Raw genomic sequence first — 19,037 nt, 5'->3', positions numbered from 1 at the left:
AAGGCTTCAATCATTGGATTGAAGCCTTTTCTTCGTATATTTGGTTTGAATTATTTTTTGACCGATTTACAAGCAAAACAGATAAAAGAATCAAGGAAGTACCGATCCCCTGGGTAACACTGAACCCTTCCCGATAAAGAAAAACGCTTAAAAGCGTGGCTACTACAGGTTCAACCGTTGCAATAATAGCAGCTTTACTAGTGTCTACTTTTTCGAGTCCTTTTGTATAGAGTAAATAAGCCAATACCGTTGGAAAAAGCCCCAAACCAATCCCGTATAGAAGAACTTCATGACTTACCAGTAAGGAACCCTTTTCCCAAATATTTGTTAAAGGCAGTAATGTGATAGATGCAATGACAAACGTATAAAAAGTAACCGTAAAGGGTTGATATTTTTTTAAAGCAAATTTGCCAAAGATACTATATAAGGCATATCCAAAGCCGGCCCCGAGTCCTGTTAATATTCCAATAAAACTAAAGCTTGTCGCATGAAGGTTTACCCCTGCAACCATTACACACCCTGCAATTGTCCCTAAGACTGATAATAATTTTACTGAATCCATTTTCTCTTTTAAAAATAGAAAGGATAAAGCTGTAACAAAAACAGGGGCTGTATATAATAGTATGACAGCAATGGATAAACTCATCTGATTGATTGCAGAAAAGTAGCACCAATTGAATAACACAATGCTGCAAACGCCGGTTCCTATAAACAATTTAAGATCCATCCATTTGATTTTCATCTGTGATGAATATTTACTGATACCAAGGATTCCAAGCAATACTGCTGCAGTCACTACCCTTACTGTGACAATCTCCATCGGTGTAAAACCTAATTCGGTTAGCTTTCTAACAAATATGGCAATAATCCCCCATAATGCAGCACTACTAGAAATGAAAATGATCGGAATGAGCCTTTTCACTGCAATTGATATACCTTTTCATATTTATCAATGAGATACTCAATTAAATACTCTGCATTTAAGCCCTCACCTGTAACATCTCTTAGAATTTCAAGTGGTTTCTTTAATTTCCCGTATTGATGAATATTTTTCGTTAACCACTCTTTAATCGGCAGCAAATTCCCTTCTTCTACCAATTGGTTAAAATGAGGGATTTCCTCAATCATCTTATGCTTAAATTGCGCAGCATACATATATCCTAATGCATAGGAAGGGAAATATCCAAAGCTTCCTCCCGCCCAGTGAACATCCTGGAGAATACCCTCCCCATCATTCTTCGGAACAATTCCCAAGTACTGTTCATACATATCATTCCAAATCTGAGGCAGGTCCTTCACTTGTATGGTACCATCAAATAAGCCTTTTTCTATTTCGTAACGAATCATGATATGAAGCGGATAGGTTAGTTCATCTGCTTCTATTCTAATAAAAGATGGTTTAGATTCATTAATTGCCCGGTAAAAACTTTCAATATCAACATAATCAAACTGGCCATTTGCATATTTCTTAAGGAGTTCAAAATTATTTTTCCAAAAAGGAAGGCTTCTTCCAACAATATTTTCATAGAAAAGAGATTGGGATTCATGAATACCCATAGAGGCAGCAGAACAAAGAGGTGTGCCGATTAACTCTTTTGAAAAGTTTTGTTCGTATAAGGCGTGGCCCCCCTCATGAATGGTACCAAATATAGCCGTCCGAAAATCATTTTCATCATACTTTGTAGTGACACGAACATCCCCAGGATTCAGCCCAATCGCAAATGGATGAACAGTTTCATCCAGCCGTCCAGCCTGAAAGTTATATCCCATCTTTGCCAGGATTTCTAAGCTGAAATCGCGTTGACTTTCCTTTTTAAAAGTTTTAAATAAGAAATCTGTATTTGGCTTATTATCTGCTTCAGAGATTTTCTTTACTAAAGGAACAATCCTCTCTCTGAGTTTACCAAATACATCATCCAGTACCTCTGTCGTCATACCTGGTTCATACATATCTAACAAGACATCATATCTCTTTTCCGTATGCCCCCAGTAACTTATGAACCTTCTTGTCATCTCTACCAGCTTTTCTAAATACGGACTAAACATAGCAAAATCAGCTTTCTCTTTCGCTTCCTCCCATATACTCTCAGCTTTTGATTGGAGGATCACAAACTCTTTGTATTCTTCCGCTGGAATTTTTTTATTACGTTCATACTCTTTTTTGCACTCTTCAAGAATTTTTCTTGTTTTATCATCTACTTCAGCTTTTGATAAACTTGCTATGTAAGCAGCCATTTCTTCAGAAGTAGACATTTTAAATACTTCCGAAGATAACATACCGATTACTTCTGACCGCTGTTCTACCCCCTGTTTGGGCGCTCCTGTTCTTAAATCCCAATAAATAACGCCAAGTGCCTCATGATATGCAGTCATTTTTTTCACGTAATCCAAAAACTCTTTTTCTATTTGAATAGTTTTTGTACTCACAGCATTGCCCCCTTTCATAACGTTTAAATTTTACCATATAATTCTGAAAAGTTGGCCTTTTGAGACTAATAATGATAAAAAAAACAACAGAAAGAGTTTTCTGTTGTAAAATATATTCATAGGGAAAAAACTGAAAATTAAATATTCACACGTAAAATGATTAGAAAGAGTTAAGCAGCCTGGAAAATTCAAAGGTGTAAATTCCTAGCTTACTTTTTACTGATTGCAACCTTCCATGTTTCAGGACCCTCTTCTAGGTATTCCCAAGAAAATTGTTCAGGTCTCTCCATCATGAACTGGTATAAAAGTGGTCTCGGATCATGATCGTTAACAATCATCATGGTTTCTCCTGATGATAGCTCATCAAATCCGTTAAAGATTGTTGGATGCTTTTCACGTGGTGGGTAGTCTGGCACATGGATTACTTTTGCATACGTTTGCAACATTATCACTCCTTTTATTTTGTTTACTTCTATTTCATTATAAGAAATCCTTTTCTCATTTTTAGTGCATCTTATCACACCCAAGAAATGATTTTATTAATACTCTTTTCTTAGTTAGGAGGTTAGAAAAAATGAAGGAATTAGTAGGCTCATGCAAGTGCTGCAACAAGAATATATACTGTTTAGATGGCTTTTTTAACGGCATCCATACAGAAAAGAATGAAATACTTTGTTTTGAATGTTACGAAAATCTATTACAGGAAAAAGAAAGAGGCTGACTCATAAGGGGTCTGACACACTAAAAAAACAATATCCAGACTAGATTTCACTAGGTTTTAACTAGATATTGAATTGTGGGGTCAGACACCTTTGCTTTTGAGTCAGCCTCTCCCTAATTACTCTTCGTCGATAGAAAGATCTTTAACAGGAAGTTGCTCTTCTTCCTTATGAGTTGGTTTACGTAAGTTAAAGAGTGCTTTTATACAGAATATTACTAAAATTAACACACCAATAAGGAAAATGGTATCAGGTACCGCACGCCATGTTAGTAGAGTTTGCACGATATCCTTTTGAAGGAATGATGCAGAGCGGCTTGCTGCATAACCATGATAGAAGGCTTCTTTAATTTGAATGAAACCAACTGGTAGTAATGATAGGAATACCATACCTGCAAGACCGATATTTAATAAAACACAGCTAACTTTAATCCATTTATCATTCCAAGCCTCTGGCTTAACAATGTTTCTTAGTGAATACAATAGAACTGCTACTGCAAACATTCCGTATACACCCATCATTGATGCATGGCCGTGTGTTGGTGTTAAGAATTGTCCGTGTTCAAAATAGCTTACTGCTGGTAAGTTGATTAAGAATCCAAGTACACCTGCACCAACCAAGTTCCAAATTGCGACAGAGATTAAGAACCAGAAGGTACCTTTATAAGGGAAATTAATTCCACCCTCACGCATCATTTTGTATTGCTCATATGCTTCAAGGATTAACAAGGTTAATGGGATAACTTCTAACGCTGAGAACACCGCGCCAAGTCCTAACCATACTTCTGCAGAACCGTTATAATAATAGTGGTGACCAATACCGATTACACCGCTGCCTAATAGCAGGATTAATTGGAAGTATAATTGTCTTACGGTTGATTTCTTGGTTACTAGACCTAATTGAACCATTAAGAAACCAATGACGACTACTGCAAAAACTTCAAAAATACCTTCTACCCATAAGTGAATAATCCACCAACGCCAATAATCTGCGAATGTGAAGCTAGTACCAGGATTGATAAATAATGCAAAAATATAGAATGCCGGTACAGCAATAGCTGAGTAGAATAATAGGTGGATAAGTCCGCCGCGATCTGTCTCACGCTTTAGACCTGCTTTAACACCTCTAAATACAATGAACAACCAAATCAACATACCAACAATTAATATGAGCTGCCATACGCGGCCGAGTTCAATATATTCCCAACCAGTGTGACCGAATAAGAACCATTGATTTCCTAAATATCCATTTGCTCCAAGCCATTCTCCAACCATACTGCCGCCCACCAGGACAACAAGAGCCCAGAATAAAATATCTACCAATAAGCCTTGTTTCTTAGGCTCATAACCACCGACTAATGGAGCTACATAAATCCCCATACCTAGCCATGCTGTTGCAATCCAGAATATTGCAAGTTGTAAGTGATAGCCTTTAGTGATGTTAAATGGAAGAATATCATGGATCCACTTAATTCCAAAGAATGTATCAGGTTCAATATAATAGTGAGCAAGTAACGCACCAAACATACACTGAACAAAGAATAATACAGATACGATGGTAAAATATTTCCCTGATTTTACTTGTGAATTTGTCACTGGCATTTTACGTAAATCAATTTGTGGAAACTTGCCTTCTTTATAAGCCTCTTGCATACCAAACTGATAACGGTAGAATAAATAAAGAATAATACCAATCATTAAAATAAGTATGGTTACACTTGCACCGCTCCACCAAATAGCAGAGAAGGATAAATGATTTCCAGCGTCTTCATAGTAGGGCCAGTTATTTGTATAGGTGATTTTATCACCTTCACGTACTGTACTTGAAAGCCAAGCCGTCCAAAAGAAGAAGTCTGAAATCTGGGTAATCTGATCACCCTTTGCAACATAGGCACGATCCTTAGCAGGTATATCCTTTTCTTTAATAAGGTTTGCCTTTAATCCCCAGCCGTCACCCTTTGTAAAGATATCTTTATAGTAGGCTCTCACTTTCTCAAGACCAAAAGCTTGAGCATTTGTTAGCTCCATTGTATCTTTGCTGCTGTCATATCTATTTTTGCGCATTTCTTTAATTACTTTATTTTTAATAATGACTTTTTCATCTGCATTTAATTTCGAATAATCTTTGCCATAATCTTCATTAGCTTTAAAATCCTGCATACCTTCTGTATAGATTTTTAATGCTTCCGCTGTATAATCTGGACCCATGTAGGATCCATGCCCTAAAACCGTTCCATAATCCATTAAGCCATATTTTTGGAAAACTGCCTGACCACCCATTATGGAGTCTTTTGTAAATAATACCTCGCCTTTTTCATTGGTTACCTCTATTGGTCTAGGGGCCTGTTCCTTAAATATCCAATAGCCTCCCGCTAATAAGACAGTGAAACTAAGTAAAATGGTAATAATTAATGTGGACTTCAACAAGGCATTTTTATTTGCCTTTACCACTTTTTTTGCCTGTGTTCCCCGCTGAATTTCCATACCCTTTCATCCTCTCATGTTTCTTTACACTCGTATTGTAACTTTGATAGCCATCTCACAAAGTGAAGCGCCTCATCCTACCCCTGTGATATTTATCACGCAACCGAGAATTATTTTCAAAAAGATCTCTAGCTATGACGGAGGTCACATATCCAGTGTGAAATCCTTGCTACAATGAAGCTAAGTTGAATTACTAATATGAAGGTGATGTTAATTGAAGCAAGTGGATATTATCAGAAGATTGTCCGAGGTTCCAATCTTCAAGGAATTAAGTACACAAGAACTTGAACCCATCGTAAAAATTGCACAAACCCGATTTTATAAACATAAGATGTATGTTTTCATGCAAGATGACCCACTTGATAGAGTCTTCTTTATTCATAGTGGAAAAATTAAAATCTATAAGACAGACCAAGCTGGGAAAGAACAAATCATATCCGTTCTCGAACCTGGAGAGATGTTTCCACATGCTGGATTTTTCAGAAAAGGTAATTTCCCCGCACACGCGGAAGTTATGGAAGATGCTCATTTAGTGGTAATTCCTATAGACAAGTTTGAAGAAATATTAATTTCCTATCCGGAGCTCTGCATTAAACTTTTTAAAGTGTTAGGTGAAAAAATTGTAGATCTTCAAGGAAGGTTAGAAGCGCAAGTACTTCATAACACATATGAACAGATCATTTTATTACTTATTAGATTATGCAAAACTAACGGTGATAAGGTTGGAGATCGATATCGGTTTACCACTCAATTTACGAATAGAGAATTAGCCAATATGATTGGTACTTCTAGGGAGACCGTAAGCCGCACAATAAATCAAGTTAAAAAGAAAGAATACGTCATACAGGACGATGAGGGATATTACTTAATCGACCGTGAAGCACTTCAACAGGAATTATTCTATTAAAATTAGAGGAGTTGTCATAAATGGCACAACGAATTATTGAACTTGATGTCCGCGAGGATTTAAAAAATAAATTGGAACCTTTCCAAAAGATTATGGAGGCCGTTAAGGAGTGTAAAACAAATGATCTCTTTATCCTACATGCCCCGTTTAAACCAGTTCCACTTTTCAGCGTACTAAAGGCAAAAGGTTTTACCCATGAGGAAGAGGAAATTGATAAAAAACACTGGAAAATAACCTTTACAAAAACAAGATAAATAAAGAGCGATAGAGGTAAGAATTTTAATACATGGAAGGTGAATACGTTGATTTTAGATAATCGGGGGTTAGAACCCCCACAGCCAATGATGAGAACGTTAGCCGCTTTAGAAACATTGAATGAAAATGAGGTTTTAACAATAATAAATGATAGAAGACCCATGTTTCTTTACGAACAGTTGGAAGAATTGGGCTACAAGCAACGAACAGAACAACAAAATGACGGAAGTTTCAAGATTGAAATCTTCCGGTAAGTAGGTGATCATGTATGCTTCCTCAATCTATGGGAAGTGAAACAAATATTAAGCTTCCTATTTCCTTTATCTTTTTTAGTTTGATTGCATTGGTTCTTTCCCAATTGATCCTATTAATAAATGGTCAAATGTTGGCAGCTGGAAGCTTTAGAATTCCTGCAATCTGGTCTTCTGCTCATTTATTAGTCTTAGGATGGGCATTAATGGCCGCCATGGGCGCTATGTATCAGCTAGTACCTGTAGCATTTTTAACAAAAATATGGAGTGAAAAGTTCGGTTTTATTCAATTTTCTATCACGGCAGCAGGAATTCTGTCCTTTTCTGGTATGTTATATTGGGCACCGCAAAATGCCTTGATTCCTGGAAGCCTTACACTATTGGGAATAATGATGTTTTTATTTCAAATGTATATGACATTAAAAAAACAAGCAAAGCCGAATATTCTTACAGCATTTGTTGGCACAGCATTAGTTTGTTTATTTATTACTATCATCTTGGGAATTACCATGATTTATAGCCTGAAAACAGGTTTTGGTGCTGCAAATTATCAATCTATATTTAAAAGTCATTTATTAATGGGCGTAACCGGTTGGTTTACATTACTAATTTTTGGATTTTCTTATAAAATGGTACCTATGTTTTCCCTATCTCATGGATTTCCCATGATACACGCTAGATTTGTTTATGGGCTTTATACTGGAGGTCTTGTCACTTTATTGACTTCCTTCTTTATGGATAATCATATTCTTTTAAAAATGGGGTTCTTTTTACTGTTAGCAGGATTTTCCGTTTTTAGTTATCATATAAGCATTATTATTAAAAAACGATTGAAAAAGAAGCTGGATAAGCCTTTTACGTTTGCATTAGTTGCGATTGGATTAGGGAATATCCTACATTTAGCGGCATTCATCCTAGTATGGACAAAAGCCATAACTTCTCTTGCTGGTCCATTCATTTATTGCTATTTATTTTTATGGGTTGTCCTGAGCATAATCGGATATCTCTACAAAATCGTTCCATTCTTGTGGTGGACCTATAAATATAGTAAGGAAATTGGAAAAAAAGCGGTCCCATCCTTAAAGGACATGATGAATGAGAAGATTGTTGTTCCTCTCTTCTTGTTTTTCATTCTTTCAGTATTAGTGATCTTTGTTTCTTTTGTACTAAAAGTAACGATTCTTTTTACTATTGGCCAGATGATTTTGTCGGTGGTATTTATTGTATTTGCAGTTAGTATTTTAAGCGTTCTAAAAAAATAGTGAGGTGTACATCATGATTGTAAAAGAAAAAGTCCTAGAAGCATTAAAAAGTGTCTACGATCCAGAATTAAATATCAATGTGGTTGACCTTGGATTAATATATAATGTTGAAGTTTCTGATGAAGCCGATGTTACGATTACCATGACATTAACAACACCTGGCTGCCCGTTGCATGATAGCATCACAACAGGTGTCCGATATAGTGTTCAAGGACTGGAAGAAACAAGAAATGTGGAAGTTAATCTTGTTTGGGAACCAGCATGGTCCCCAGAAAAAATGACACCAGAAGGTCTAAAACTATTAGGACGTTAAAAGAAAAGCGGAAGCGCCTTGTTCAGCCCCGACAGGCAAATGTTCTTCGGCAAGAAAAGTCCGCCTTTTGACTTTTATTGCCGAAGGTTATTTGACCCGAGGGGCTAGGCGCTGGAGCTGGACAATTCTCAAAGTCGAATTTTACATTCTTATTAGGTAAAAAGAAAAGCGGAAGCGCCAAAATTGGCTGCTTCCGCTTTTTTGTTTTATTGTTCTTTTGCTTCCGTAGGCAATGCATTCTTAACTTTTTGTAATACCTCAGAATCGATGTTTTCATCTAATAGGATGTGCACCATTCCCTCGTCGGTTTCACTCCTGATTAAACGTCCTATTCCCTGACGCAGGCGAAGGAGCATATAAGGTAAGTCCACCTCTTCAAACGGATGAGCAACTCCTTCTCTTTTTGCAGTAAAAACAGGATCATTAGGTGGATATGGTAGGGAATAGATAAACACGTTTTCAAGTGATCTTCCTGGGATGTCAAGTCCTTCCCAAAGATGAATAGAACATAGAATTGCCTGCTCTTCATTTTGAAACTTGGAAACAAGCGTACTTATCTCTTCATCACCTTCAAAATAAATTGGATATGGAACAGCCCCTAATAGCTTACTTTTCAAGTAGGTCAGTTCTTCTTTATTATTTAAAAGGATAAGTGCACGACCCTCGGTTTTCTGAATCATTTTTACTAGGTATTTTGTTTTTTCAACAAAATTGCCAGGTAAAAACCGCGGGAGATAGATTTTCATTTTTTCATCATAATCAAATGGCGATGAAACAGAAAATGACAGGTAGTCCTGTACACCAAGACTTTTAGCAATATAATCAAAGGATTTTTGATTAGCCAGTGTTGCTGAAGAGAAAATAAACGGTTTCTTCTGTGAAAATACCTCTTCTCTCATCACTTCTTCAACCATTTTTGGCATAATGACAAGTGTCCGTTCACCTCTGTTCTCTTCAAACCAAGTAATTCCGTTTAATTCTTGTAGAAAAAGTGATAAAGAGTACGTAATTTGTTCTAAATACTCCTCTACAATTCTTAAGTCATATTCATTAATAACATATAATTCACTTTCAAAAACCAACTCTTCTTCTAGCGTTTGAAGAGTCGAGAGCAGTTTTCTACAAGATTTCATTACTAATGGATGTTTAGTAATTATTTGTTTTTCTGAGCCTATTGATTGAGAGGAAAATTGTGTAATGGTGTTAAAAAATGCTTCATTCTCTAGTAAAGCCTCATCAATCGTATACAATGTCTTTTCACGTACTTCGTTTTCCATTAACCTAGTTAACAGTGTTTCCAATGTGTAATCGGTAAAGCGGTAACTTAATGCCTTTTGTGCGGCATATTCAAGTAAGTGTCCTTCATCAAAAACAACAGATGAATGTTCAGGTAATAATGGGAGCTGTCCTTCTCGTTTTCGTGATTCTTTCGTCCAAACGTGTTCCATATAAAAATCATGGGAACAGATAATTAGATCTGTTGAATGACGATAATATTCACGGTGTAATGTCAGACCACATCGATGGCGTTTTTCACAGGAAAAACAATCTTGTAGGGAATCCCAATTAACATGACTCCATTTATCATCAGAAAGACTTGGAAACTCCCTTCTGTCACCATATTTCTCAAACGCTTGCATCGAACTTCCTGTGTGAACAAAATCAGGTAATTTCTCATAGATTTCAGAAATATCATCTGAAAAGTCATTATTCCTCACTTGATCAAGCTTCTTTAAACATAAATACTGATCCCTTGATTTTGCCAAGCGAACATCGATATTTAATCCAAGTACTTTTTCCAGTTTCGCAATGTCGCCCTCTTTTTTCACAAGCTGTTCAATCAATGTTTCATCTGCACAAGCAATCACTGCGGGTCTATTGGTATACCGAGCGTACATAATCGAATAAAGTAAATAAACAATCGTTTTTCCTGTTCCTACACCGGCTTCAGCAAACATTATTTTTTTGTCCTTGAACGCTTTTTCTAATTGAAAAGCCATGAAAATTTGCTCATCCCTTAATTCAAAGCCAGCTTCTGGCAATATATCATAAAATAAATCGCCAATCCATTCACTTAATTTGTCATAAAAGGATTCTGTTTTTGAGATTTCAAACGGCATCCGATTTTGCATAATATCCCTCCAAAAAAAGAAGAGCGCCTCTATTAGACACCCTAGTTCTAAAGAACTTATTTTTCTTTTTACTATTTAATAATAGCTAATTATTTCTATTCCTCTTGTCTTGGTGGACGCTTTCCCCAGTATTGATATAGATCTGTTCTAATAAAACCATTGAAAAGTTTTCTTTTCTTTGTAGCTGGTTTTCCGTAAAATTGCTCAAACTCTTCATTAGATGTCAAAATATAAATGGACCATGTATCTAGCTTACTAAGTGCTTGACCCATTTCTTTATACATTTGTTCAACAGCCTTCTTTTCCCCCAGTCTTTCCCCGTAAGGAGGATTTCCTACTATTACTCCATATTCCTTCGTTGTAGAGATATCTCTTACTTGCATTTGCTTAAATTGAATGAGGTCCCCAAAACCAGCCTCAAAAGCGTTCTCTTGGGCGACTTTTACCATTCGGTGATCAATATCTGTACCTAAAATATCTAAAGGCTGATCATACTTCGCCAAATCTTCCGCTTCACTCCGTGCCACATCCCATACCTTCTGAGGGATCCAATTCCAGCCTTCCGAAACAAATTCTCTATTAAAGCCTGGTGCTATATTTTGCCCAATCATGGCAGCTTCAATTGGAATCGTTCCTGAGCCGCAAAATGGATCCATGAACGGTCGGTCAGCTTTCCAATTTGTAAGCATAACAAGAGCAGCTGCAAGCGTCTCCTTTAACGGAGCCTCCCCTTGATCAATACGGTAACCTCGTTTATGAAGACCCTGGCCGCTAGCATCAATTGTTATGGTTGCAACATCCTTAAGCAAAGCAACTTCAATGCGGTAAAGAGCACCACTTTCTTCAAACCAGGTGCTTCGCTTATAATGTTTTTTCAGCCGTTCGACAACAGCTTTTTTAACAATTGCCTGGCAGTCCGAAACACTAAATAGCTTCGATTTGACTGATTTACCAATAACAGGAAATTCAGCATCCTCTGGAAGGAATTGTTCCCATGGAAGTGATTTTGTCTTCTCGAATAATTCATCAAAGGTATAGGCCTTAAATTCTCCAACCTTAATTTTTATTCGGTCTGCTGTTCTCAGCCATAAATTACTGCGCGCAATCGCAGATTCATCTCCAGTGTAGATTACCTTTCCATTTTCAACCTCACAGTCATACCCTAATGACCTAACTTCTTTTGCAACTAGTGCTTCAAGCCCCATTGCCGCAGTGGCGATTAATTGATATTTTTCCATTTTTTCACCCTTAACTTATTACATTTATGTATTGTTTACTTTACAGAATTAACCTATGATTTGCTATCATTATTGACAAAAAACACTTAACGAATGCAACTTACTTAGTAAAATAATAAAAAAGCTCCCCTATCAGGAGAGCCGTTTATATCCAGCATACATTCCCATTAATAACGTTCTGTAAGCCATGTTCTGTACCATAGTACTGCAAGCGACTGTTAGTCTCGTACTTAGGTGGTAATCATCTATCTACAGATTCATAAAGAATCTGTCCTTCTCCTCGTTCAATTCCTCAGAGAAAGCGCCCCTACCATAATTTGGGTTTCTCGCTCGTGGGGTTTACCCGTTCCACCCTTTCTATTTCTAGAAAGGTTACGTCACTGTGGCACTTTTATAGGTATTCATACCATATCCTAATGGACTTAGGTATTTTCCCGGCCGTCAACTGGATGCTAGACCCAGCTGCCCTAGCTTATGATTTCACTAGGCACGAACACTACAAGCATCGCAGCTTGTGCGAGCATGGACTTTCCTCTACAAGATGCAAAGCACCTCGCAGCGATTACCCGAACGTCATTAATGAAGACATTTATTATTATATGTAATTCATGCTGTTTATTCAATGGTTATTATTAGGAAATGACCGTACAATCTGTTAATCGTAGAGTTTATTGCCAAAAACATGTTTTTCTAAGTTAGATAATCGCTTTAAAATATCGAAGTTCGTCGTTCCAGCAGGTTGTGCCACTGGCTGTCTTTTCGAACTATCTTCTACTTGTTTACGAAGTCTAAGATTTTCTTGCTGTAAATCCTCGATTTCCTGATGAAAAGTTTCATAATCCTTAATTATTAAATCTAAAAATTTATCAACGTCTTCTTGTTTATAACCACGTACACCAGTCTTGAACTCTTTTTCTAAAATATCCTTAGCTGTTAACTTAACTTTATCGGAAAGCATTAAAATCACCTCAGTATTCGCCAATCGTTACCTATTATTTTTTCAAAAATATGTGCTTTTGTCAATTTTCTTTTGTTTTAAGAAATGAAGGATTTATAAATCATTATAAAAATATGCAATAAGAGTACAAAACATACCCTAAAAATCCATTTGTTTTAATTGTTCTTCTTCGACAATCGTTTGTAAATCGTAAAACGTAATTAACTCTGCAGGGTACTCGTGATTTTTTTGAAATTGTATAGCCATTTCATACAGGTATTTAGGGCTTCCCTCTTTTTCCAGATCAAAAAACAGGAGAAGACCGTCGCTCTTTTCAATAAAAAATTGATTTTTTAATCTAAATTGCCATGGTTTTTCATATCCCTTTTTTGTTACAGAATCAATAAAATCTGCTCTTGCTAGAACGGATTCGTACCATTCTTTATTATTTTCATTCCAAGATGCTTGCTGGTCAAGGAAAGGGGTGATGACTGCCAGTTTTATCCCAGGATATTCGGTTTGTAAATCAAACAAAACTTCGGCCGCCCATAATTCAGCTCCCAATTGTCCACTAATTAATACCCATTCTAATCCTTGTTCCATCATTGGTATTAAAGCCTTCTTAAAAGCCGCTTTAATATATTGGACAGATGGGTGATCCTTCTTAAAAATTCCTAATTCAAATGGTTTATATCCTGAAATCGCAAGCACTTTTATCAAAGAAATGTTCTCCTTTATATAAAAATTTTAAAATAGGACAAACATTTTTATAAAGCAAGCATACAATATTGTAAACATAAATAAAAAACAAGGGCTAGAAGCCCTTGCAATTGAAACATTCTCCTTAGGGACGAGGTCCCATGAATGGTCCTGGTGCAAAGCCTGGGGCACCTGGGCCAAAGCCTGGGCCTCCTGGTCCAAATCCCGGGCCTCCTGGTCCAAAGCCTGGGCCTCCTGGTCCAAAACCTGGGCCTCCTGGAGCTCCCATACCTGGTAGCATATTTGGCACGGCATTTGGAGCAGGCATTGCTGCCGGCATAACTGGTGCACATGGATTACAGCAGTTAATATGCTGATTACATTCCTCTTCGCAACATGATGCTGTTTGTGGGCAGAAGTGTTTATGTTGGTACATATGGTGATTTACCGTTGTAGTGTGTACTGGATGAATATGTGGCACCACCGTTGTTGAAAAAGTGTGGTTCACAATTTGTTGTGTCGGATGAATGACTGGCGGCATAAAATTAGTTCCTAAATACATTATAATGCTCTCCCTTCAAATATTCTGTTTACATTAACAGCCTATGTTGAAGGAGTTACTCTTGTACTAAGGAAAACACCTATTTTTTACAAATCAGAGAATCCAAAAAGTCTGATTGTTTATTAATGTTTAAATGGACAAGCAATCTATAACATCGAATAAAAGCTATCTTTCAAGCTTGTAAAAACAACAGCAGTCAAACATACGACAATAAAAAATAAGAATAAAATGGCTTTATACAAAATTACCAGCTCCATAAGTTTTATAGTCGTTTTTTTCTCAATCCAATTTCAAATTTTACCTTTTTCAACTACAATAAACAATATGGAAATGCTGGTTTTTTATAATAAATTGTTAAAAATTCGTGGCAATTAATCGAACTATGGCGAAAATAACCATTTAACTAATAATTTTGACGAATTTTGCGCTTACCTGGGAAATTTCGCAAATTTTCGTTCTAAACGTTTAAACCTGTTTTCAAGCTGCTCCAAGGATATTTGTCCCTTCAAAGACTTTAGATTTTTCGATTGATTTCGTAGGTAAATCGCTTTTTGGCAATATTCAATTGCACGTCGGAACTCTTTTTGTCTATGTTCAAAAATTTTCGCTAACTCTACACAAGCTTTTAACATCATCTCTTCTACACCGGATTCAACAACATCCTCGAACAATATCCGAGCTTGCTCCCAATTACCTTCTTGTTTCAATTGAAACGCAAGGGTAAGCTTTGCTTGAAATGACGTAACATCTCTTTCTGTAGTAAGCTTGGTCAATACTTTTTCAGCTTCCTGCTTCTCTCCTAAGGTGGAAAACCAACGACCCACCTCATATGTTTCAGCCCTTGTCTGATTTTTATCGATTCCACACAATTGAAAGGTTAAATGGGTATACAAAGTAACGAGCGAAAGGATGTCTATCTCATTATGTTTTAATATACCAAGCATCCCTTCAGGTTGATTGCTTTCAATAAAATCAAAATATATCATCGGTGCTAAAAATCCTGGAATATCATCGATCCTTTCAACACCCAATACCTCTTTTTCAACAATTGACAATTTTAAGCGCTCCAATTTGTGCTTCCATAGCCTTCTTGCAGCATGAAATAAATCAAAGTGTCCAAATTTCGGTAACTTTGGTACATGCTCTCTCACAAGCATGTGTCTTGTTTTCACCTGTGGCCAATCAAACGATTTCCCATTATAGGTAACTAATGTTTTATAATTGACGTTTTCCAAAAAGCTTTGGTATAAAGGCACCTCCGCTCCCGGATGAGGAAGAATATGTTGCCTCAAAATCAGCTCTTCTCCAGAAAAACTAGCATATCCAAGCAAAAAAATTGTATTCCCCACTCCACCGCCAAGACCTGTTGTCTCTGTGTCAAAAAAGAATAATTCCTCCGCGTTATGTCCTTTTGCTGACAAGGGATGATTAATAGACTGCTTATTCCATACATCAACAGCGGTAAGAAAATCACGAAAACAGTATTGTCCATGCTTCTGGGAAAGTGGATATTTCACTTCTCTAATTAAACAGAAATCCTGGTCCATAAAATACGGAAAAACACCTTCTTGCTCCCATCGTTCCCTGTAAGGAACTTCTTTGACTGGGATCTCCGTTGGAAGAGGTTTATTAACCTCTCCTGTTACTCCTGCTGATAAATGAGGTTTTAGCCGTTTCAACTTGTTTTTTAAAGACATGGCTCCACATCCTTGTCAATTCCAGAAACACGAAGGAATGCTTCAAGAATGTTTAAGGCATCCTTTTTAGCTGTCTCACTTACTGTATCTGTTCCAATACACGATGGACATCCTGATTCACATTGACACCGATTAATCATATTTTTTGTTTCTATGAACACCTTAGACATGCCAGTGTATAATTTTTCACTTAAGCCTATTCCACCGGGATAACGATCATAGAAAAATATGGTTGGCTTTTCATTATGATCCGCTTTTACTTGTGGAATCACATGGATGTCTTGAGGGTCAGCCATTACAAACAGTGGTGCGATGGACCTCAGTGCATGTGCAGTACCAATCAGACCTTGTTCAAGCCGCTCATGTCCCATTTCGCCAAGTGGTCTATTTAGTGAAATCCAAGCCGCATTCGTATGAAGCTCCTCTTCTGGAAGATGGATGGGTCCGGAGCCTATATTTTCGTGTGTTTCAAATTTGATTTTTTTAAAAATTGTTGCCATAGCCCTTACACTTACATCACCAAAACCTATTTCTGCCTGCTGCAATGGTATAAGTTTGTCCACTTCTAATACTTTTAATTGAACGGCTAAATTAGCATCTGTAAAATAGTCAACGTCCACTTCCCTCACGAACGCCTTCTTTTCTTCCCAATCCAATTTTTCTACTTGGTACTGGTTACCTTGATGCAGATAGATAGCCTCATCATGTAGGAGTGTCATGGCCGAGAAACGGTCCATTTCTCCAATTACTTTCACATTTGCCACATCCGATTGATCTACAATTATCACATTCTCTTGAGATGCCGATCGCAAACTAATATTATGTGCAGGGAATGAATCATTCATCCAGAACCATTTATCCCCATTCCGATATAAAACTCTTTCCTCTGTTAAATACTCCAAAAGTTCTTCAGTCCCAACAGTACCAAACTGTTCTCCCGCTTTAAATGGCAGCTCGTAGGCAGCGCATTTCATATGGTCAATCAAGATAATCAGGTTATCAGGATTTATCCTAGCTGTCTCTGGGCTCTTTTCCAAAAAGTATGCAGGGTTCTGAATGATATATTGATCAAGTGGACTTGAACTCGCCACCATAATAACAAGAGCTTCTCCGTGACGTCTTCCTGCCCTTCCTGCCTGCTGCCAAGCGCTGGAAATGGTTCCTGGATAACCAGTCATAATGCAGACCTGGAGTTGACCAATATCAACCCCTAATTCAAGTGCATTTGTGCTGACAACACCGTATATCTCTCCTGAGCGCAGCCCCTTCTCAATTTTTCTTCTTTCTGTTGGAAGATATCCTCCTCGATAGCCCATTATGGACTTGTCCCCTAACTGATTCTTTACCAACTCCTGCAAGTATGTCAGGATGATCTCAACTCTTACTCTACTTCTTGCAAAAATAATCGTTTGAATTTTATTTTTCAACAATTCTCCCGCTATTTTTCGAACCTCCAGAGTTGCACTTCTTCTAATATTTAACGGCTTGTTTACAATGGGGGGATTATAAAAGAGAAAATGCTTTATACCGCTTGGTGCACCGTTATTATCAATAAGACACATTTTTTCTTCTGTTAATTTCTCCGCTAGTTCTAATGGATTTGCTATGGTTGCAGATGTACAAATAAAAACTGGGTTGCTTCCGTAGTAACGACAAATTCTCTTCAATCTTCTAATTACATTGGCAACATGACTTCCAAACACTCCACGATATGTATGGAGTTCATCAATAACAATGAATTTTAGGTTTTCAAAAAGAGACACCCATTTTGTGTGATGTGGGAGGATCGCTGAGTGAAGCATATCAGGATTTGTAATCACTACATGTCCAGCCTGTCTTACCCTTTGGCGAATATTAGCAGGTGTATCACCATCATAGGTATAACTATTTATATTTACCCCTGCTGCTTGAATAATTTCATTTATTTCACTTTTTTGGTCCTGGGCGAGTGCTTTCGTAGGGAATAAATACAATGCTCTCGAATTAGGATCCTGTAGAATCGATTGGAGAACTGGGAGGTTATAGCAAAGGGTTTTCCCTGAAGCCGTCGGTGTAACAGCAACGATACTTTTCCCACCCATAGTTTTCTCATAGGCTGATTTTTGATGGATATATAGCTGCTCTATTCCCTTTGTTTTTAATGATTGTTTCAACACCGGGTTCAACTCATCTGGTAGTGAAACAGATTGTGCTGGTTTTTCCGGGATCGTATGCCAAGTAACAATATTTTCTTTAAAATCTTGTTTTAATTTCAATTCTATTAACATTTCTTGCAGGCTTTTCTTTCCATACATGCTCTTCACCTCGTTACTTCTATTCCAGCGAATGAACGTTCGTTAAAAAAGTATATCATAAAAATAAACTATTGATGGAATTTTTGTTACAATAGAAGATAACTGAAATAAATTTGTAGGTGATGGAATGAAAATAGAAACAATTAAGAAAGTTCTTTCGGAATTCTCGCTTTTTCGAGAATTAAATGATCTGGAATTAACAAAAATAACTGACATCGCTATTGCACGAGATTGGAAAAAACAGAGCCATGTGTTCCTTCAAGGTGACCCGCTTGAAAATGTTTATTTTATTTATGATGGCAAAATTAAAATTTACAAAAGTGATATTAATGGGAAAGAACAAATTGTAGCCATAGCAAAAAAAGGAGAAATGTTTCCTCATGTTGGTTTTTTTAGAAAAGGAGATTACCCAGCTTATGCTGAAGTTATCGAACCATCAACACTAATTGCTGTTCCAATATCAAAATTTGAATCTGTACTTATAGATAACCCTGAACTATGTATTAAAGTGTTTAAGGTACTTGGTGAAAAAATTGTAGATTTACAAAACCGATTAGAAGAGCAAATTTTGAATAATACGTATGAACAGATTATCAAGCTAATCATTCGTCTAGCACAAAAGCACGGTCAAGAAAAAGGTGATGGAACCATTCTATTAAAATCAGAATTCACCAATAAAGATTTGGCCAACATGATTGGTACCACACGGGAAACTATCAGCCGAACACTTACTAAGATGAAAAAGGATGAATTAATCGAAGTAGATGAAGAAGGCAATATGATTGTTGACATAGAGATACTAATGGAAGAAATTCATTTAATCTAAAAAATAAACAAAAACCCGTCAAAGACGGGTTCTTG

At 36.9% G+C, this 19,037-nt stretch carries 17 protein-coding genes and 1 other RNA gene; 6 read left to right on the top strand and 12 right to left on the bottom strand.

What is annotated here, in order from left to right; genetic code table 11:
- Positions 1-10: 10 nt before the first annotated feature.
- The 4 genes from RCG25_RS09515 to RCG25_RS09500 all read right to left on the bottom strand — a co-directional run bounded on the left by RCG25_RS09515 (position 11) and on the right by RCG25_RS09500 (position 5,629).
- Positions 11-922, bottom strand: coding sequence for a DMT family transporter (locus tag RCG25_RS09515; RefSeq protein WP_308083431.1), 912 nt, complete (start codon positions 920-922; stop codon positions 11-13).
- Positions 919-2,427 carry a carboxypeptidase M32 gene (locus RCG25_RS09510; RefSeq protein WP_308083430.1) on the bottom strand — a complete coding sequence of 503 codons (1,509 nt, stop codon included), beginning with the start codon at positions 2,425-2,427 and terminating at the stop codon, positions 919-921. The genes RCG25_RS09515 and RCG25_RS09510 overlap by 4 nt, the downstream gene beginning before the upstream one ends.
- A 209-nt stretch (positions 2,428-2,636) precedes the next feature.
- A complete protein-coding gene (locus RCG25_RS09505) occupies positions 2,637-2,873 on the bottom strand; it encodes a DUF2249 domain-containing protein (protein ID WP_374121041.1) in 237 nt (78 codons plus the stop codon).
- A gap of 392 nt (positions 2,874-3,265) precedes the next feature.
- Positions 3,266-5,629, bottom strand: coding sequence for a nitric-oxide reductase large subunit (locus RCG25_RS09500; RefSeq protein WP_308083429.1), 2,364 nt, complete (start codon positions 5,627-5,629; stop codon positions 3,266-3,268).
- A gap of 214 nt (positions 5,630-5,843) precedes the next feature.
- Here RCG25_RS09500 and RCG25_RS09495 point away from each other — a divergent pair, with 214 nt between their 5' ends.
- Genes RCG25_RS09495 through RCG25_RS09475 form a run of 5 tightly spaced genes read left to right on the top strand, consistent with a single transcriptional unit; the run spans position 5,844 to position 8,617 of the window.
- A complete protein-coding gene (locus tag RCG25_RS09495; RefSeq protein ID WP_308083428.1) occupies positions 5,844-6,536 on the top strand; it encodes a Crp/Fnr family transcriptional regulator in 693 nt (230 codons plus the stop codon).
- Positions 6,537-6,556: 20 nt separating this feature from the next.
- Positions 6,557-6,790 carry a DUF2249 domain-containing protein gene (locus tag RCG25_RS09490; RefSeq protein WP_308083427.1) on the top strand — a complete coding sequence of 78 codons (234 nt, stop codon included), beginning with the start codon at positions 6,557-6,559 and terminating at the stop codon, positions 6,788-6,790.
- 48 nt (positions 6,791-6,838) lie between these two features.
- Positions 6,839-7,045 (top strand): DUF2249 domain-containing protein, encoded by a 207-nt coding sequence (locus RCG25_RS09485; RefSeq protein ID WP_308083426.1) that lies wholly within the window; start codon positions 6,839-6,841, stop codon positions 7,043-7,045.
- Positions 7,046-7,059: 14 nt separating this feature from the next.
- Positions 7,060-8,304, top strand: a complete 1,245-nt coding sequence (locus tag RCG25_RS09480; protein WP_308083425.1) for a hypothetical protein — start codon at positions 7,060-7,062, stop codon at positions 8,302-8,304.
- Between the two features lie 13 nt (positions 8,305-8,317).
- Positions 8,318-8,617, top strand: a complete 300-nt coding sequence (locus RCG25_RS09475; RefSeq protein ID WP_308083424.1) for a metal-sulfur cluster assembly factor — start codon at positions 8,318-8,320, stop codon at positions 8,615-8,617.
- Positions 8,618-8,823: 206 nt separating this feature from the next.
- On the opposite strand, the gene RCG25_RS09470 is transcribed toward RCG25_RS09475, so the two are convergent.
- The 8 genes from RCG25_RS09470 to RCG25_RS09430 form a co-directional block, all read right to left on the bottom strand.
- Positions 8,824-10,749 (bottom strand): ATP-dependent DNA helicase, encoded by a 1,926-nt coding sequence (locus RCG25_RS09470; RefSeq protein ID WP_308083423.1) that lies wholly within the window; start codon positions 10,747-10,749, stop codon positions 8,824-8,826.
- 95 nt (positions 10,750-10,844) lie between these two features.
- Positions 10,845-11,987, bottom strand: a complete 1,143-nt coding sequence (locus RCG25_RS09465; protein ID WP_308083422.1) for a THUMP domain-containing class I SAM-dependent RNA methyltransferase — start codon at positions 11,985-11,987, stop codon at positions 10,845-10,847.
- 176 nt (positions 11,988-12,163) lie between these two features.
- An RNA gene (gene rnpB / locus RCG25_RS09460) (RNase P RNA component class B) lies at positions 12,164-12,561 on the bottom strand.
- 81 nt (positions 12,562-12,642) lie between these two features.
- Positions 12,643-12,945, bottom strand: a complete 303-nt coding sequence (gene gpsB / locus RCG25_RS09455; RefSeq protein ID WP_308083421.1) for a cell division regulator GpsB — start codon at positions 12,943-12,945, stop codon at positions 12,643-12,645.
- A gap of 138 nt (positions 12,946-13,083) precedes the next feature.
- A complete protein-coding gene (locus RCG25_RS09450) occupies positions 13,084-13,641 on the bottom strand; it encodes an SLOG family protein (protein WP_308084141.1) in 558 nt (185 codons plus the stop codon).
- Between the two features lie 127 nt (positions 13,642-13,768).
- Positions 13,769-14,185: a CotD family spore coat protein gene (locus tag RCG25_RS09445; protein WP_308083420.1), complete on the bottom strand. Its 417-nt coding sequence runs from the start codon at positions 14,183-14,185 to the stop codon at positions 13,769-13,771.
- Between the two features lie 428 nt (positions 14,186-14,613).
- Positions 14,614-15,882, bottom strand: coding sequence for a ribonuclease H-like domain-containing protein (locus RCG25_RS09435; RefSeq protein WP_308083419.1), 1,269 nt, complete (start codon positions 15,880-15,882; stop codon positions 14,614-14,616).
- A complete protein-coding gene (locus RCG25_RS09430; protein WP_308083418.1) occupies positions 15,873-18,176 on the bottom strand; it encodes a DEAD/DEAH box helicase in 2,304 nt (767 codons plus the stop codon). Before RCG25_RS09430 ends, RCG25_RS09435 begins: the two co-directional genes overlap by 10 nt.
- Before the next feature lie 127 nt (positions 18,177-18,303).
- Here RCG25_RS09430 and RCG25_RS09425 point away from each other — a divergent pair, with 127 nt between their 5' ends.
- Entirely contained in the window at positions 18,304-19,002 is a 699-nt protein-coding gene (locus RCG25_RS09425; RefSeq protein WP_308083417.1) for a Crp/Fnr family transcriptional regulator, read from the top strand.
- The last annotated feature ends 35 nt before the right edge of the window (positions 19,003-19,037 follow it).

This window comes from Neobacillus sp. PS2-9 (assembly GCF_030915525.1).
In the GTDB taxonomy this organism is placed as follows: domain Bacteria; phylum Bacillota; class Bacilli; order Bacillales; family Cytobacillaceae; genus Neobacillus.
Note: the sequence above shows the minus strand (reverse complement) of the source record. Positions and strands in the feature narration are given on the sequence as shown.

Bases quoted from the DNA above. Each gene is read 5' to 3' on its own strand.
- RCG25_RS09435 (WP_308083419.1), bottom strand. From the start codon at position 15,882: ATGTCTTTAAAAAACAAGTTGAAACGGCTAAAACCTCATTTATCAGCA.
- RCG25_RS09505 (WP_374121041.1), bottom strand. From the start codon at position 2,873: ATGTTGCAAACGTATGCAAAAGTAATCCATGTGCCAGACTACCCACCA.
- RCG25_RS09465 (WP_308083422.1), bottom strand. From the start codon at position 11,987: ATGGAAAAATATCAATTAATCGCCACTGCGGCAATGGGGCTTGAAGCA.
- RCG25_RS09490 (WP_308083427.1), top strand. From the start codon at position 6,557: ATGGCACAACGAATTATTGAACTTGATGTCCGCGAGGATTTAAAAAAT.
- RCG25_RS09445 (WP_308083420.1), bottom strand. From the start codon at position 14,185: ATGTATTTAGGAACTAATTTTATGCCGCCAGTCATTCATCCGACACAA.
- RCG25_RS09475 (WP_308083424.1), top strand. From the start codon at position 8,318: ATGATTGTAAAAGAAAAAGTCCTAGAAGCATTAAAAAGTGTCTACGAT.
- gpsB (WP_308083421.1), bottom strand. From the start codon at position 12,945: ATGCTTTCCGATAAAGTTAAGTTAACAGCTAAGGATATTTTAGAAAAA.
- RCG25_RS09430 (WP_308083418.1), bottom strand. From the start codon at position 18,176: ATGTATGGAAAGAAAAGCCTGCAAGAAATGTTAATAGAATTGAAATTA.
- RCG25_RS09470 (WP_308083423.1), bottom strand. From the start codon at position 10,749: ATGCAAAATCGGATGCCGTTTGAAATCTCAAAAACAGAATCCTTTTAT.
- RCG25_RS09425 (WP_308083417.1), top strand. From the start codon at position 18,304: ATGAAAATAGAAACAATTAAGAAAGTTCTTTCGGAATTCTCGCTTTTT.
- RCG25_RS09500 (WP_308083429.1), bottom strand. From the start codon at position 5,629: ATGGAAATTCAGCGGGGAACACAGGCAAAAAAAGTGGTAAAGGCAAAT.
- RCG25_RS09480 (WP_308083425.1), top strand. From the start codon at position 7,060: ATGCTTCCTCAATCTATGGGAAGTGAAACAAATATTAAGCTTCCTATT.